General features: G+C 65.4%; 14 protein-coding genes. 8 read left to right on the top strand and 6 right to left on the bottom strand.

The genetic code is table 11. From position 1 onward, the window contains the following. Positions 1 to 17: 17 nt before the first annotated feature. From ACWESM_RS17725 to ACWESM_RS17710, 4 genes are all read right to left on the bottom strand, one after another. Complete coding sequence (locus ACWESM_RS17725; RefSeq protein ID WP_452492638.1) at positions 18 to 2,264, bottom strand: heavy metal translocating P-type ATPase; 2,247 nt, start codon at positions 2,262 to 2,264, stop codon at positions 18 to 20. Between the two features lie 34 nt (positions 2,265 to 2,298). Next, positions 2,299 to 3,243, bottom strand: coding sequence for a hypothetical protein (locus ACWESM_RS17720; protein ID WP_452492636.1), 945 nt, complete (start codon positions 3,241 to 3,243; stop codon positions 2,299 to 2,301). A 16-nt stretch (positions 3,244 to 3,259) separates the two neighbouring features. Continuing rightward, on the bottom strand, positions 3,260 to 3,466 hold the full coding sequence (locus ACWESM_RS17715; protein WP_452492634.1) for a heavy-metal-associated domain-containing protein: 207 nt from the start codon (positions 3,464 to 3,466) through the stop codon (positions 3,260 to 3,262). Between the two features lie 133 nt (positions 3,467 to 3,599). Beyond that, entirely contained in the window at positions 3,600 to 4,346 is a 747-nt protein-coding gene (locus ACWESM_RS17710) for a carboxymuconolactone decarboxylase family protein (protein ID WP_452492632.1), read from the bottom strand. A 119-nt stretch (positions 4,347 to 4,465) separates the two neighbouring features. Between ACWESM_RS17710 and ACWESM_RS17705 the strand changes: the two genes are divergently transcribed. Further along, positions 4,466 to 5,020: a TetR/AcrR family transcriptional regulator gene (locus tag ACWESM_RS17705; RefSeq protein WP_364432843.1), complete on the top strand. Its 555-nt coding sequence runs from the start codon at positions 4,466 to 4,468 to the stop codon at positions 5,018 to 5,020. A gap of 368 nt (positions 5,021 to 5,388) precedes the next feature. On the opposite strand, the gene ACWESM_RS17700 is transcribed toward ACWESM_RS17705, so the two are convergent. Next, on the bottom strand, positions 5,389 to 6,105 hold the full coding sequence (locus ACWESM_RS17700) for a sterol desaturase family protein (RefSeq protein WP_452492630.1): 717 nt from the start codon (positions 6,103 to 6,105) through the stop codon (positions 5,389 to 5,391). A gap of 8 nt (positions 6,106 to 6,113) precedes the next feature. Next, a complete protein-coding gene (locus ACWESM_RS17695) occupies positions 6,114 to 6,851 on the bottom strand; it encodes a FadR/GntR family transcriptional regulator (protein ID WP_452492628.1) in 738 nt (245 codons plus the stop codon). Between the two features lie 35 nt (positions 6,852 to 6,886). On the opposite strand from ACWESM_RS17695, the gene ACWESM_RS17690 reads away from it, so the two are divergent. The 7 genes from ACWESM_RS17690 (at position 6,887) to ACWESM_RS17660 (ending at position 15,432) form a co-directional block, all read left to right on the top strand. After that, entirely contained in the window at positions 6,887 to 7,390 is a 504-nt protein-coding gene (locus tag ACWESM_RS17690; RefSeq protein ID WP_452492626.1) for a hypothetical protein, read from the top strand. A 362-nt stretch (positions 7,391 to 7,752) separates the two neighbouring features. Then, positions 7,753 to 8,667 (top strand): hypothetical protein, encoded by a 915-nt coding sequence (locus ACWESM_RS17685; RefSeq protein ID WP_452492624.1) that lies wholly within the window; start codon positions 7,753 to 7,755, stop codon positions 8,665 to 8,667. Then, positions 8,642 to 10,081: a condensation domain-containing protein gene (locus tag ACWESM_RS17680; protein WP_452492866.1), complete on the top strand. Its 1,440-nt coding sequence runs from the start codon at positions 8,642 to 8,644 to the stop codon at positions 10,079 to 10,081. Before ACWESM_RS17685 ends, ACWESM_RS17680 begins: the two co-directional genes overlap by 26 nt. Then, positions 10,078 to 12,345, top strand: coding sequence for a peptidase domain-containing ABC transporter (locus ACWESM_RS17675; protein WP_452492622.1), 2,268 nt, complete (start codon positions 10,078 to 10,080; stop codon positions 12,343 to 12,345). Before ACWESM_RS17680 ends, ACWESM_RS17675 begins: the two co-directional genes overlap by 4 nt. Next, on the top strand, positions 12,342 to 13,583 hold the full coding sequence (locus tag ACWESM_RS17670; RefSeq protein WP_452492620.1) for a class I SAM-dependent methyltransferase: 1,242 nt from the start codon (positions 12,342 to 12,344) through the stop codon (positions 13,581 to 13,583). Before ACWESM_RS17675 ends, ACWESM_RS17670 begins: the two co-directional genes overlap by 4 nt. 71 nt (positions 13,584 to 13,654) lie before the next feature. Further along, positions 13,655 to 14,533 carry a hypothetical protein gene (locus ACWESM_RS17665; protein WP_452492618.1) on the top strand — a complete coding sequence of 293 codons (879 nt, stop codon included), beginning with the start codon at positions 13,655 to 13,657 and terminating at the stop codon, positions 14,531 to 14,533. A 17-nt stretch (positions 14,534 to 14,550) separates the two neighbouring features. After that, a complete protein-coding gene (locus ACWESM_RS17660) occupies positions 14,551 to 15,432 on the top strand; it encodes a creatininase family protein (protein ID WP_452492616.1) in 882 nt (293 codons plus the stop codon). Positions 15,433 to 15,434 lie beyond the last annotated feature (2 nt).

The following is a 15,434-nucleotide window of genomic DNA, read 5'->3' as shown; positions in this document are numbered from 1 at the left end:
GGTCCTCCGGTTCCGTGTTATCGGGCTGTCGAGCGGAAGCCACGCAACCGCAGGCTGTTGCTGACCACGAAGACCGAGGAGAACGCCATCGCGGCGCCCGCGAGCATCGGGTTCAGCAATCCCGCCATGGCCAGCGGGATCGCGGCCACGTTGTAGGCGAAGGCCCAGAACAGGTTGCCTTTGATCGTCGTGAGGGTGCGGCGGGACAGGCGGATCGCGTCCGCCGCCGCCCGCAGGTCGCCGCGGACCAAGGTCAGATCGCCTGCCTCGATGGCCACGTCGGTGCCGGTGCCCATGGCCAGGCCCAGGTCGGCCTGGGCCAGTGCCGCGGCGTCGTTCACACCGTCGCCGACCATCGCGACCACTTTGCCCTCGGCCTGCAACCGCTTGACGGTGTCGACCTTGTCCTGCGGCAGCACCTCCGCGATCACCTCGTCGATGCCGACTTGCGCGGCGATCGCGTCGGCGGCGGCCCGGTTGTCGCCGGTCAGCATGATCGGGGTGAGCCCGAGGGCGCGCAGCTGGGAAACCGCCTCGGCCGAGGTGGGTTTCACCGCGTCGGCCACCACGAGCACGCCGCGCGCCTCGCCGTCCCAGCCGACCGCGACGGCGGTCTTTCCTTCGGCTTCGGCCGCGCGCATCGCCCGGGTCAGGTCGTCGTCGAGATGCTGTGACCAGTCGGCGAGCAGCCGCGCGCGGCCGACGACCACCGCGTGCCCGTCTATCGTGCCCTGCACGCCCAGGCCCTCGACGTTCGCGAAATCCTCGACCGGCTTCAGCTCACCCACCCGCTCGCGGGCGCCCTTGGCGATGGCCTGGGCGATCGGGTGCTCGGAGGAATCCTCCAGCGCCCCGGCCAGTTCCAGAATCCGTTCGACCTGCTCACCCTCGGCCGCGACGACATCGAGCAGCGTCATCTTGCCCGCGGTGACGGTGCCGGTCTTGTCCAGCACGATCGTGTCCACCCGCCGGGTCGACTCCAGCACCTCGGGACCCTTGATCAGGATGCCCAGCTGCGCGCCGCGTCCCGTGCCGACCATCAGCGCGGTCGGCGTGGCCAGTCCGAGCGCGCACGGGCAGGCGATGATCAGCACCGCCACCGCGGCGGTGAACGCCGCGGCCACCGAACCGCCGGTGCCGAGCCAGAATCCGAGCGTCGCGACCGACAGCGCGATGACGATCGGCACGAAGATCCCGGAGATCCGGTCGGCCAGCCGTTGCGCCTGCGCCTTACCGGTCTGCGCGTCCTCGACGAGCTTCGCCATCTGCGCCAGCTGGGTGTCGGAACCGATCCTGGTGGCGCGCACCACGATCCGGCCGCCCACGTTGACGGTCGCGCCGACCACGGCGTCATCCGTGCCGACCTCCACCGGCACCGACTCACCGGTGAGCATCGAGGCGTCGACGGCCGAGGAACCTTCCACCACGACGCCGTCGGTGGCGATCTTCTCGCCCGGCCGCACCACGAACCGGTCGCCGACCGTCAGCTGCTCCACCGGAATGCGCAGCTCGGTTCCGTTGCGCAGAACCGAGACCTCCTTGGCCCCCAGCTCGAGCAGGGCACGCAGCGCCGCACCCGCCCGCCGTTTGGCGCGCGCCTCGAAGAAGCGTCCGGCCAGGATGAACGTGGTGACTCCCGCCGCGGCCTCCAGGTAGATGCTGCCGGTGCCGTCCATCCGGGAGATGGTGAACTCGAACGGGTGCGTCATGCCCGGCCTGCCCGCGGTGCCCCAGAACAAGGCGTACAGCGACCAGCCCAGTGCGGCCAGCGTTCCCATCGAGATCAGGGTGTCCATGGTCGCGGCGCCGTGGCGCAGATTGGTCCACGCCGCGCGGTGGAACGGCAGCGCGCCCCACACCACGACCGGCGCGGCCAAGGTCAGTGACAGCCACTGCCAGTTGGTGAACTGCAAGGCCGGGATCATCGCCATGGCGATCACCGGCACCGACAGCGCCACGGAGATCAGCAGTCGGGTGCGCAGGCTCGCCGCGGGATCTTCCTCGGCGGCGATTTCTTGTGGCTTCGGGGGCGCGGGCAGGGCGGCGGTGTAGCCCGCTTGTTCGACGGTGGCGATCAGGTCGTCGGGCGAGACGTCACCGGTGACGTCCACCCGGGCCTTCTCGGTGGCGTAGTTCACGGTCGCGGTGACGCCGTCGAGCTTGTTGAGTTTCTTCTCGATCCGGGCGGCGCAGGACGCGCAGGTCATTCCACCGATCACGAGTTCGACCTGCCCGGAGGGCTGCGGTTGTGTCGCGGTGGTCATCGTGGGTGCTCCGTTCTGTGCGGCGGTCGGCGGGTCAGTGCACGTGGCCGTCCGGCGCCTGCTGCTGACCAGTGTGTTCGTTGTGGCTCGAGGCGTCTACGGCGGGGGTACCCGGCGCGACGGCCAAGGTGAATTCGGCGGTGCGGACCACGCCCTCGTGCTGGAAGTCGAGGAACAGGCGGTAGTCGCCCGCGCTCGGCGCCGTGACGGCGAAGGTGATGCCGGGTCCGGCCGCGGTCACGCCGTCGCCGGGGTGGCCTTCCGGATGGACGTGCAGATAGCCCAGGTCGGCGGCGCGCAGGGCCACCAGATGCCCGTAAGCGCCGAGGTAGGGCTGTAGGTCGGTCACCGGCTTGCCCGCGCGGCTCACCGACAGCGTCACCTTGGAAGCCCGGCCGGGAACTACGGTGCCGTCCAGCGTGACGGTGTAGTCGCCGACGTTGGTGGTGGAGATCGCAGCGGGCAGCTGCTGTGGGTCGTAGACGCCCGCCACCAGCAGGTCCGCGCCGAGTGTCAGGTTCTCGCCGCCCTGCGGAGTGAAGTCGGCGAACACGCGATAGTCACCGGCGCGGCTGAGGTCGAGTGGGACGCTCCAGGTCCCGTCGGCGCCGAGCACCGGGTGGACGTGCTGGAAGGCGGCCATATCACGGCGCACGACGATCAGGTGCAGATCCTTCTCGTGACTGCGCACGTAGCGGGTGACGGGCTTTCCGTCCCGGTCGAGGATGGTGAAGCGCAGCGGTACGTTCGCCGCGGCGGTGGCTCGGGTGGTGTCCAGCCGCAAGGTGTAGCCGCGGTCGGTCGCCATCATTCCTCCAGGTAGTGCGTGGTCCTCGCCTTGGGCGGCGCCGTGTGCGTTCGAGTCGTGGGCGGCGGGTTCGGTGGGCTCCGGCCCGATGGTCGCACCGGCCGCGAGTGCGATCCCGAAGACCGCGGCGAGGCCGAGGGCGAAACCGCCGAATTTGATGGTCGCGTTCATCGGAGTACTCCGTCCGTCAGCCTGCGACCGCGTAGCCGGCGCGAACCACCGCCGCGGCGAGTTCGGCGCGTTCGATCGGGGTCGCGCTATCGACGGTCACCAGCCCCTCGGCGAGGTCGACGGCCACCGACTCGACGCCGGAGATGCGGCCGATCTCGGTGCGGACCGATGCGGCGCAGCCGCCGCAGGTCATGCCGGTGACGGTCACGGTGGTGGTGCTCATGGTCGGTGTCCTCCTGCTGGTTCGTCTGCTTCTCGAGTTCTACCCTACCCCCCTAGGGTATCTACATGTCAAGTCCGGAGCAGACGAAAGCCCGGCCCGCGACGAGTCGCGGACCGGGCTGTGTGGGTCGGGATCAGCGGTAGGTCACCAGCGCGACGGCGGGTGCCGAGACCACTTGCACATCGGCCGAGTCCGACACCTTGACGTGCAGGAATCCGCCCTCGATCGCGATGTGGACGTCATCGACGGCGCGTGCGGCCCGGCCCTCACGGTCCACCAGGGAGTAACCCTCGACCAGGACAACCTTGCTCGCGGGCCGCCATTTCGCTTCCATTGCCGTGCCTTTCGTCGGTGCCGCGGGCGGGAAGTCGAGTTCCGGCTCGGCGACATGGTTGAAGTAGTTGGACAAGACGTTCAGTGCGACATGGCCGACGATCTCGCTCAGTTCGGCGTCGCTGACGCCACGGGCGCGCGCCGAGGCGAGCGCGGCGTCGTCGAGCCGGCCGCGGGAGCGGAGGACGTCACGGGCGACGCGCAGGATCGCGTCGGCGTGCGGGTCGTCGGCGCGCGCCGCGCGGGTGTCGACGATCGCCTGCTCGGTGAAACCCATCCGGTCGGCGCGCATGGTGTGCGCGGCGGTGCAGTAGTCGCAGCCGTTCTCGCTGGCGACCAGAAGGGCGAGTTGCTCGCGCACCCGGGCGGAGAGCTTTCCCTTGGTCAGCGCGTCGCGCAGGTTCAGGTATCCGCGCAGGGTGGCGGGGCTGTTCGCCATGGCGGCGTAGAGATTCGGGACCCGGCCCAACTGGCGCTGTACCTCGGCGAGCAGATCGGCCTGCTCGGCGTCGGCGGAGTCGGTGGACACAAGGGGCAGGCGGGACATCGAAGCCTCCAGCTCGAACAAGATGGTACCGATCGGTGCCGAATCAAGACGGTACCGATTGTTCCCGTATTGGTCAAGTCGGATGGTACTGATCAGTTCCGTTCTGCTACCGTGGCGTTATGCCAACCCAGGCCAAGCAACGTTTGCTCACCACGGCGGAAGAACTGTTCTATGCCGAAGGCATTCGTGCCGTAGGCATCGATCGCCTGCTCCAGGAGTCCGGCGTCGGCCGGGCTTCCTTCTATCGCCACTTCGCGAGCAAGGACGACTTGGTCGTCGCTGTGCTGGAGGATCGCGACCGCCGGTGGCTGGACTGGCTGCGCGAATCGGTCGAACAGACCGTCGACCCCGACGCCCGCCCGCTCGCGGTCTTCGACGCTCTGGCCGAACGGTTCGCCCGCAACGACTTTCGCGGCTGCGCGTTCATCAACACCATGGTCGAGGTGGCCGATCGCGAGAGTGCTGCCCATCAGGTCGCCGATCGGCACAAGCGCCGCGTGATCGAGTACCTGAACGAACTGCTCACCGAAGCGGGGCGATCCGACGCTGAGGTGCTGGCCGCCGAACTCGCGCTGCTGGTCGACGGAGCGATCGTCACCGCGGTCCGTGAGGGAACTCCGGAGGCGGCCCATCGTGCGCGCACGATCGCGGAGCGTTTGCTCGCGACGCGGTGAGAGTTGGCGTACTACCGCCGATTTGCATGCGGGGTCTACTCGCTCGCGGTGATCGGGCCCGTGGCGTGTACCCGCTTCTTGGCTACGGACCTGTTTGCTTCATGAACTCGTCGCGAGACGGTCGGCGTTGTGACGAAGCGCCACCCGGATCGCTGAGCGGCGCCCGGGGTAGTCATCGCGGACCCGTCGCTGTCGGCGTCGTGGCGACTGCGGCCGTTGGGCGAGCTCACCGGCGTGCCACCCGGTGGACTCGTCGCCGGACCGCCTTGGTCGCAGCGGTCCGAATGCCCGGTGCGGGTAGTGCGGTCGTGGGTATGCGCGCCGGGTGCCGCCCCGGCTGACTTATCGCGGGGCGGCACCTGCTTGGATCAGGCGGAGTGCAGATTACGTGCCGTGGGTGAGGTCTCGGTCGTGGCCGGGTCGGGGTAGGTGCCGAAGATGCGGTCGGCGGTACCGGAACTGGTGACCGTGAACCAGTAGTGCTCGTTCTTGTAGTGGTGGTGGCGATGGTTGCGCCAAACCGCCCGGTAGAGCGAACCTTTCGGCTTGTAATCGGTGTGGATCAGGTAGTGCGTCCACTCGTAGCCCAGGCCGAGCAGGGTGATGGTGATCAGAAAGGTCAGGCCGAGGCCCCAACCGGGGAAGGCGAAGGCCGCCAGCGCGATCAACACCACGACCAGCACCGCCAGCGTTTTCGTCGGGATGAAGATCAGCGGGATGTCGCGCGGATCCACGTGATGCTCCCGGTGCTTGCGGGCCAGTTCGCTATCGAGTGCGATCGGGCCGAGCCGCCGTGGCCGCCAATGCAACACCGTGACGTGCACGATCCACTCGAACACCGGGAACACCGCCAGCATCACGGCGGGGACCAGCAGATCGGTGAGCTGCCAATCGCCGACGACGACGCGAGCGATCAGCGCGCCCACCAGCGTGGTCCCGATCATCCACGGCGAGGGGTGCCGGAGGAATTCTTCGAATGCCTGGCCGAGGGTGAGTCCGCGCCGCAGCGCCCGCTCATCCCTGCGTACCCGCGCCCGTGCGTCCGTGTCGATCGAAGCGTGTTCGGATGCTTTCGGTTCGGTCATGATCGTTCCTAGCTGTGCGTGACCGGCGGTCCGCCGAGGACCTCGATCAGGGCGGTGGTCGCCGGCTCGAGCAGCGCCCGAGCAGTGCCGGCGGCCTTCTGCGGCCGGCCCGCGGCGATGGCGGCGGCCAGTTCGCGGTATGCCTCGACGTTGCCCACCTCGGCGGACATGATCGGGGCCAGCGCCGCGAGCGCCGGTTCATAGGCGGCGCGCAACATGTTGAACATCAGCCGGAACACGATCGAGTCGGCCGCGTCCACGACGTGATCCCAGAACTCCATCGCATGCCGTTGCTGTGCGATCGGATCCTGTTCGGCGGCAAGCGCTTCGAGGGAAGCCTCCAGCAGGGGACGAACCTCGCCCGCGCCGATCGCGCCGACCCGACGCGCGGCCAGCTCCGCCACCTTCGGCCCGTTGTGCAGGCGGACCTCCAGAATGCTGCGTGCGACCGCGGGGTCCAGTTCCCCGGCCTGCACCAGCAGCCTGGGCAGAACCTCGAGCCCCGCGCCGCGCCGATAGTCCAGCACGGTCGTCGCGTCTCCCTGGCGCACCGACACCAGCCCGGCCGCGGCCAGCCGCTGCAAGGCTTCCCGCACCGCGGGCCGGGACACCCCGAGCGCCTCCGCCAACTGCCGCTCACTGGGCAAGGTCGCCCCGGGCGCCAGCTCACCGCTGAGCACGTCCGCGGCGATCTGCTCGAACACGTCCGCCGACACCGATCGCTTGACCACAGGTCGCAACGCCATGCGTCTACTGTGCGCCTAAGTGGTCAGGAGGTCAAGTGGTCAGACCAATTGCGTCGATCAACGTCGCCGCCTTCGAGCGAGCCGAGGAGGCCGCGCTGGTCGACGCGCTACGCGACGACCCAGCATGGATCGACGGCCTGTCGATCGTCAGCATGCTGCCGGATGCACACAGGTCGGCTTCGTGCTGCTGGCTCGCTGCCACGTGGACGCCACGCCCGTGCAGTGCCTGGGCCCATCCATGCGCGGTGGTGTGGCGGCGCGAGCTTCGTCCCGCCGTCGGGCACCGCTGCGTACCGGCCTACGGCACCGGACCTGTCGGGGTCGAAACCCTGGGATGGCGGAGCGGCCGGATCGCGCAGGCCGAGTTCTGGCTAACCGAGCGGGATCTGGGTATCGCACTTTGCTATAACAGCGGGAATCCTGCAATCACCGACCGTGCTCGGTCCTGGTCGACAGGGGTGATGATCGTGGGAGCGGCACGTGATTCGTTGTATGGCAAAACTCTGGCAATCATCGCAATAGATAGCCAATGTATATGATTTCGCGCGAAACTGTGCGAAGTATCCCCGCGTGGTGGCAGGTACTTGACGTCTTGCGCCGGTGGGTTGCTCGTGATAAGTTCCATGACACGCGGTGTAAAGCTGATGCACCGGTGCAAGGGAGGGTTTTCCAGCATTTTGGGGGAGTCGGTCAGTGGGTAAGAGTAGACGTGTTCTATCGATCTGACCTCAGTGTCAAGATCGGGCTGCGGCACCTGCGCTTATTCTGATGGCGGCTGCTTCATTCGAAGCGCAAGGGGAGATTTCATGGGGGCGGAATATTCTGTAAACCACCATGAATGGTGGGACAGGGCCGGGGAATGACATCCACGGAACAATGGGATGGTGTCTCGGAACCGCGAATGGTCTTGGTGGGATCGATCCGAATCTCTGATTCGCCGCGGATGGTACGGGAAAACCTGGAACATATTCGCACCTTGGTGCACGTGGAGACGCCGATGCCACCGATAATTGTGCATCGACCGTCTATGTGCGTCATCGACGGCATCCATAGGCTGCGCGCCGCCAGACTTCGCGGTGACGAACACATCCTGACCGCCTTCTTCGACGGCACCGCCGCCGATGCCTTCGTAGTGGCGTTGAAGGCGAACGTGGCGAATGGATTGCCCCTGTCGCTGGCCGAACGTACCGCCGCTGCCCAGCGCATCCTCCGAACCCATGCCCACTGGTCGGACCGTGCCATCGCGCGATATGCGGGACTTTCGGCAAAGACCGTCTCCGCCATCCGGCAGCGTTCGAGCGTGGAAATTCCACAGTCGAACACTCGATCGGGACAGGATGGGAGAGTCCGCCCGCTCGACAGCGCCGAAGGCAGGCGGCTGGCAGGCGAATTGATCCACAGCCGCCCCGACGCTTCGTTACGGGAGATCGCCCGGGAAGCGGGAATCTCCGCGTCGACTGTATTGGATGTACGCGAGCGTATACGTCGTGGTGACGACCCGATTCCGGAAAGCAGGGTTCGGAGTCGGTCCTCGAAAAAGACTGGAGACGAGGACCCGGCTCTTGCCGTGGATGCGGTGCGTTCGCTCGGCAGGGATCCTGCTCTGCGTTTCAACGAAACGGGCAGAAGTTTACTTCGGCTGCTCAACATACTTTTGCTGGACGTCGAAACGCGCAATCGCCTGATCGACAATGTCCCGCCGCACTGCAACGAGATGGTCGCTCGTGCCGCTCGCGGTTGTGCCGTCGCCTGGCAGGAATTCGCGACCCAGGTAGAGAACAGGTGTGCTGATGGTGGAGAAGCCATCGGGAGATGAGAATGAAGGGAGGTGTAATCATGGAAATCGAATTCAAGAAGGTGGCGATCGACGTCATCGCGGAGGCCGAACTCGACGACATCGTGGGTGGCGTGGTCCTCTCCGGTCCGCTCGCGACGCAGGCCATCTAGTAGTTGCCCTGGGTGGCCGTGAACGGCGACCCAGGGCTTCTCGAAGAAAGCTGATCATGACGCTTCCAGTAATGCCGAGTCAGGCGGATGTCCTGTGGGATCAAGAACGGGCCGGTACTCCCAGCAACAATCTCGGATTTGTTCTGACATTCGGTCCGGACATTTCCGATGCGCGAGTCGTGCGCGGGCTGGAGGCTGTGATATCCGTGTTCGCCGCTTTTCGAATCCGGTGTAGCGGCTCTGCCGAATCCGGCTATTCGCAGGAGATTCTTCCTCCGAGCGAACCCGCGGATATCGAACTGCTCGATGTCGCGGATTTCGACCTGAGAAGAGTCGACCGCTACCTCCAGGCCATCCTGTATCGGGACTCGGTCGCCTGGGACTGGCAACGGCGTGGCACGTACCGCTTCCGGGTTCTGAAAGCGGATCAAGGGGTACATCATGTCGCGGCATCGCTGCAGCACGTGGCCTTCGACCACCGTTCGGTGCAGATCGTTCTCGATTCGATCCGAGACTTCGCTCTGACGAGCGACGAGAAGCGTCGCACCACCACTGATTCGGACGACTACGAGAAAGCGGTCCGTGCGACGATTCCCAATGCCGACGCGAGTGAGCGGGCCCGTGCGTACTGGGAGAACGAGCTGAGTACTGTGCCGGCCGCATTCTCCGTGCCATTCGATTCGCGGCCTGCTCCGTGGCACCGGCAGAGTCTTGTGCTGGAGGGTGACGACTACACGCGATTTCGCGAGCGCGCGGGTACATCGACATGGGGAGCCGCGGCATTGCTGTTGGAGCGACTGCTGGACGAATGGCGCGAGCGGCAACCGTCGGTCGCGGTAGTGGACGTCCGCCTGAACTGCCGTCCACCGCGGTTCGAAAAGCAGGTCGGAATGTTCGCAACCACGCGTCCGCTTGTCTTCGATCTTGTCGGTACCGAGTGGCGCAGCCGCGTCTGGTCGAAACTGATGCGGGCCGCCGTACACCAGTGCGTGGACAGCATCACGCTGCGCGCGATCGAAGAAGGGAGCGGAATCGGAGCGCATCGTCCGATTCCCGTCTTCGACTACGTCGTCGACACCGAATCTTCGACATCATCCGCGCTCCACTCGCCCGGCACCGACGTCCGCAGGGTTCCCTTCCGGCCACGCAGCGTCACCTACCGGCCGATGGGGCTGAGCGTCCGCGAAAGAGGCGGTTCGGTAGCGATCCAACTCGGGTTGAACTCGCGGCTGTTCAACCAGGCCGATGTCACCACGATGCTGAATCGGATCGCAGGTAGATGAGCGGCGACAGCGAGCGCGCAACGATCACCGACGGTTGGGACGACTCCGGACGGTTTCGTCGGCATGCCACGGACAAGGGCGGAAGGATTGGGCATTTCGGCAGTCCGACGTTCATCCAGGGCCAGGATCCGGTCGAGCGCGCGACCATGGGGTTCCGGCGTGGCGTGCGGTCGGTGATCCCCGAGAGCCGTCAGGTGGGCGAGGTCGACTGTGGCCCGGCGAGCCTGCGGATGGCGCTGGCCAGTCGTGGCATCGATGTTCCGTTGGAGCAGCTTCGAAGAGAGACCGGCAGCGGCAGGAACGGTACCTCGGCCGCGGCGCTGCTGCGGGTGGCTCGATTGCACGGAATGGACGGGCGTGGAGTTCGAAGTAATCTCGCCGGACTTCGTCATCTCGCCACCGGCTCGATTCTGTTCTGGCGCTTCAACCACTTCGTAGTTCTAGAGGGCGCCAACCGGTCGCATGTGGTGCTACTCGACCCGGCCGTGGGCCGTCGGCAGGTTCCTTGGAGTGAGGTCGATGAAGAGTTCACCGGTGTGGCACTGGAGTTCGCCGCCGCGCCTGTGGTGCGCGCGAACAGCCGACGGCCTGGGTGGTGGCGAGTAGTCGGCGAACTCGAAACAGCGAGTTGGATAGTTCCGCGTACCGCGAAGTGGGTCTCAGCGCTCGCCGCGTCCGCGGCACTGCTGATCTTCAACCTGGCCTACCCGTACGTTCTCGGCAAGATCGTCCCGCTGGCCGCGGGGAATGAGATCTCCGAGCCAGGGGCCGAATTGCGCTACGGCGCCGTACTGGCCGCGGCGGTGATGTCGTATGGCCTGTTGCATCTCGTCCGTTCTCGGCTGATCGTCACCATCCAAAGTCTGGTGGAGGCGCGGACCGCCGAGACACTGGCGGCTCGAATCACCCGTTTGCCGTTGGATTTCTTCCTCGGCAGGCACCCCGGGGATCTGGCCATGCGGATTCGGTCCGCAGGGCGCTTCAAGCAAGTCGTTTCCGTGACCACACTCGGGGCAGCGTTCGACGCGGTGCTGATCATGGGATATCTGCTCGTGGTCGGGGCACGTGATTTCGTCTTGGGGGCGGTGGCGGCAACCGGGGTGCTGGCGTTCGCACTCGGACTGGCGGCTACCTGGAAGCGTCAGCGCGAACTATCGGTAGCCGCGTGTGCCGCCCAGGTGGAGTCGACGAACGTCGTGCACGAGATGTTGTCGAACATGACGACGGTGAAGGCGCTCGGCGCAGAAGGCGCAGTCCATGCCAGGTGGCTGAACGTCTTCAGCGGCGAGCTGACCACCGGGACACGAAAGCGTCGACATGCCGGCTCCATCTCGGTTTTCGTCTCGACACTACAGTTCGCGACACCTCTGACCGTCCTGTTCACCGGTGTGCTCACGGCTTCGGGCGACCGGACCGGTCTGACCGATGCCGTCATGTTGAGTGCGGTGAGCGCCGGATTGTTCGTTTCGCTGGCCAATCTCTCCGTCGCAGTCGCCGCCTTGGTGGACCTCGCACCGGACCTGCTCCGGATCAACGACGTCCTCGACAGCGCGGAGGAACCGAGCGGCGGACGGCACTTCGCTCGACCCGAGCGAGCCGTCTCGGTCCGACTCGACGGAGTGTCGTTCGCCTATCCGGGGAATCCCAGCGAGACGATTCGAGAGGTCGGCCTCGATATAGCACCCGGCGCCACGACGGTCATCGTCGGGAAATCCGGCTGCGGGAAATCGACTCTCGGAATGTTGATCGCGGGACTTCTGTCGCCGACCGGCGGACGGGTCCTGGTCGACGACGTGGACCTCGCGCACCTCGATCGCCCCGCGTACCGAAGGCATATCGGGTATGTCGATCAGAACAGCAGTCTGATGGCCGGGAGCATTCTGGACAACATCCGCCTCGGCGATGAGTGCGCCAGCCTCGCTGATGTTCGCCGGGCAGCCCGGATCGCGCAAATCGATGAATTCATCGGGAAGCTGCCCATGAAATACGAAACGATGCTCGGCGCCGGGGGCGGCGGTATCTCGGGAGGGCAGCGTCAGCGGATCGCGCTGGCGCGGGCTTTGGTGAAGAATCCCCGATTGCTCGTCCTCGACGAAGCGACCAGCGCGGTCGACCCGGTCACAGAGCAGGCGATATTCGGGCAATTGGCCTCAACGGAGACAACTGTCGTCGTCCTCGGGCATCGGGTGCCGCCGCAGTGCGATGGGTGCCACGTCGTGGTGATCGAGAACGGACGAGTCGGCACAACGAGGAACAGTGTATGACTGATTGCTACTATTGTGCGCTGTACGCAAGAAGAAGCGAAGATATTCCGATTCATCCGGCAGAATTCGACCTCGGGTCGCCTGCGCCGCGCTGCGCCGCACACTGGCGTATGATCTGTGAGTGTTGCGGTTTATCCGCACATTTCATGGCTACGGCGTTCTGTGCGGTGCGTGAACAATATTTCTGTGCGAATTGCGCCGAAGCTGTCGAGACCGTTTCGGATTCCTTCCTCGGCTGGGAGTATTATTTCCGGTACCGGTCTCCGTGGAGCGGCTCGTGGGAACTGGCGCTGGACCGCGCCATATTCGAGGGTTGTCATCCGCATCAGGGCGCGGTGCGGGCCGGTAAGCCCTTTCCTGGTGTCTCTCCCGAGCGTCACGTGGGTCGCCGGGATGCGCGATCCCAGGTCTGGCTCGGCGATACCGTAGACAGTGCGTACATCACGCGAGCCTGGAACCGTAATGCGGAGCGCTGGGATGCGGTTTTCGATGCAGACGGCGATGAGAGCCGAAAATACCACGGCGATGCCGCTCTCTTGTCATTGACAGGCGACGTGCGCGGCGCGCGTTTGCTGGATCTGGGCTGTGGTAATGGCTATCTGAGTCGCATTCTGGCGGGTGATGGTGCTGAGGTGACCGGGGTGGATCCCAGCGAAAACATGGTGGCGCTGGCGCTGGATCGGGAATCGCGGGATCCGCTCGGAGTGAAGTTCGCCGTAGCCTCGACCAGTGATTTGTCACCGTTCGCCGATGCCGAATTCGACGTCATCGTCGCCAACCACGTTCTCACGGCGGTCGTAGATCTGGATGGTGCGTTGGCCGAAGTGAATCGGGTACTTCGGCCCGGGGGCCGTCTGGTCGCCCTTTTCAGTCATCCGTGTTTCTCGTGCGGCCCGCGGGCGTGGATTTCGCTGGTTGCCGACTCGCCTCGGCGAGAAGAAATAGGCGGATATCTCGTAGATCACTACTTCCGCAGCGGGACATATATCCTGGAGGGATGGGAGGGGTTCACCCCGGTGCCATATGTCCATCGCCCGCTGAAAGCGTACTGGCGCGCCATACGGGATGCCGGATTCACAATAGATGAGTTCGACGAACCGTCGGTGAACGAGCGTGGTATCGCGGAATTGCCCGCGTGGCGAGTCGCGCAACTCGAGCGTGCGGCACAATCATGCGTCTTCGCCTGCACCAAGGTGGAGAACAAATCCCGAGTCGGCAAGCAGTGGGGGGAATCTTGAGTGCACCGTTGCGGATCTGGTACGTCTCGGCACAGCGGCTGTGCAATTTTCGTTGCACATACTGCGTGTCGGTGAACGACTACAGCAAAAGTAACAAATTCGACTGGGCGAAGGACAGCGACCGCGACGACTTCGATGCCATCGTTCGCTGGATAGGATCCCGGCCTTTTCCGGTCGAGGTCCGCTTGGCGACGCTCGGCGAACCGTTCGCATCGCGCGACTTCCTCGCCGGTGCATCGTGGTTGACACGACAGGAGCAGGTCGGATTCGTGGAGCTCCTGACGAACGGGGCCCTACTCAAACGACGTCTTCCCCAGATGGCGAAGACCGCGGATATGACCAAGGTTTCGTTGTGGATCACTCATCACCACACCGAGATCGAGATCGAACGCTTCATCGAGAATGCCAGGTTCGCGCAGGATCACTACGGTTGCTTCGTCGTCGTAAACGCGCTTCTGTTCCCCGGAAACCAGCGCGAGGTAGCCGATCTGCGAAAGGCTGCCGAGCAGGCCGGGTTGCGGTTCCACGTCGATATCGGCTACGACCCGGCGACGAGCGGATCGTCCGGGCCACCGTCGCGGTCGGTGCCGATACTGCAAGAGCCAGGAGGCGCCGACGCTGTCGTGGATATGGGTGTCGATCCGGAAATGTTGCGGCTGAACCTGACCGCTTTGGACGACCCCGGCGGCAAAGCGTGTTCGGCTGGACACGACTACGTCTACATCGGCATCGACGGCGACGTGTATCCGTGCTCACGGTATTACGTGCTGAAAGAGGACAGGTTGGGCAATGTCCTCGACCCGGACTTCGAGTTGGTGCCGCGGCCATCGCAATGGACCCGGTGCCGAGCGCTCGCGGGCTGCTGCAACAAGGAGGACTTCCTGAATCTCGCTGTGAGTCGCAGCGTCGGCGAGCGTCGTGATCCGAGTCTGGGCTGGACGAGCAGGTGAGAGGAACCGGAGTTTCGATGCGAGCAGCGGACATAACCTGGCCCGAGTACCGAGACAGTTTGCGGGATAGGCTGTGTGTGCTCCCGATCGGTGGGACGGGCGCACACGGACCACACCTGCCGCTGGGCACGGATACCATCGTGGTAACCCGTCTGGCTGAGCTACTGGGCGAACGGATCCCATGCCTGGTGCTTCCTCCGATACCGTATGGATGCCGCACCAATCCGGCCAGGACCGGAGGCGAGTTCCCCGGTAACGCGGACATCCGAGGGTCCACTCTGACGGCCCTGGTCACCGAGGTGATCGCTGCTGCCTATCAGCAAGGCGCTCGTCGATTCGTTCTCCTCAACGGTCACTATGCCAACGGCCCCTTCATCTTCGAGGCGTGTGCCGATCTGACGCGAAACGCACACGGTGCGCGGTTGATGACGGTGTGCTGGTGGGAGATGACCACCGAGCAGACGCGCGATGCCATCGCGGGGGAATCCGGCGTGACCAGGGCCGAGGACAATCACGCCGCCGTGGTGGAGACCAGCCTCGTGATGCACCTGTCGCCGGGTTCGGTGCGAGCCGATCGGATAGTCGACGACGTCGCCGAACGACCTCTTCGATACTCGGTGCTGCCGCTGCCCGCCTCGGCCTGCACGAGTCAAGGCGTCGTTTATCGCGCCCGTGGCGCGAGCGCCGACATCGGTTCGCGCGTGACCGAGGAGATCCTCGCGAACTTGGTGCGCGAGATCGCTGTCAATTTGCCCGCCGCGGGCGGGGATGTACCAGGGGCCGAAATCTTCGCGGGGGAAGCCGAATACGCCGAGCCCGGCCTACCGGACCGATACGCGTTCCCGAGCGTGCTGGAGTTCGACGGCAGTGACCGCTCCACGGCGAAGTCCGGGGTGTGAGC

This window comes from Nocardia sp. NPDC003999 (genome assembly GCF_053604885.1).
The sequence above is the reverse complement of the archived record's forward strand: the minus strand, read 5'-3'. Positions and strand labels throughout refer to the sequence as shown.

Coding starts and splice junctions, on each gene's coding strand:
- ACWESM_RS17725 (WP_452492638.1), bottom strand. CDS start 2,264: ATGACCACCGCGACACAACCGCAGCCCTCCGGGCAGGTCGAACTCGTG.
- ACWESM_RS17720 (WP_452492636.1), bottom strand. CDS start 3,243: ATGAACGCGACCATCAAATTCGGCGGTTTCGCCCTCGGCCTCGCCGCG.
- ACWESM_RS17715 (WP_452492634.1), bottom strand. CDS start 3,466: ATGAGCACCACCACCGTGACCGTCACCGGCATGACCTGCGGCGGCTGC.
- ACWESM_RS17710 (WP_452492632.1), bottom strand. CDS start 4,346: ATGTCCCGCCTGCCCCTTGTGTCCACCGACTCCGCCGACGCCGAGCAG.
- ACWESM_RS17705 (WP_364432843.1), top strand. CDS start 4,466: ATGCCAACCCAGGCCAAGCAACGTTTGCTCACCACGGCGGAAGAACTG.
- ACWESM_RS17700 (WP_452492630.1), bottom strand. CDS start 6,105: ATGACCGAACCGAAAGCATCCGAACACGCTTCGATCGACACGGACGCA.
- ACWESM_RS17695 (WP_452492628.1), bottom strand. CDS start 6,851: ATGGCGTTGCGACCTGTGGTCAAGCGATCGGTGTCGGCGGACGTGTTC.
- ACWESM_RS17685 (WP_452492624.1), top strand. CDS start 7,753: ATGGTCTTGGTGGGATCGATCCGAATCTCTGATTCGCCGCGGATGGTA.
- ACWESM_RS17680 (WP_452492866.1), top strand. CDS start 8,642: ATGGTGGAGAAGCCATCGGGAGATGAGAATGAAGGGAGGTGTAATCAT.
- ACWESM_RS17675 (WP_452492622.1), top strand. CDS start 10,078: ATGAGCGGCGACAGCGAGCGCGCAACGATCACCGACGGTTGGGACGAC.
- ACWESM_RS17670 (WP_452492620.1), top strand. CDS start 12,342: ATGACTGATTGCTACTATTGTGCGCTGTACGCAAGAAGAAGCGAAGAT.
- ACWESM_RS17660 (WP_452492616.1), top strand. CDS start 14,551: ATGCGAGCAGCGGACATAACCTGGCCCGAGTACCGAGACAGTTTGCGG.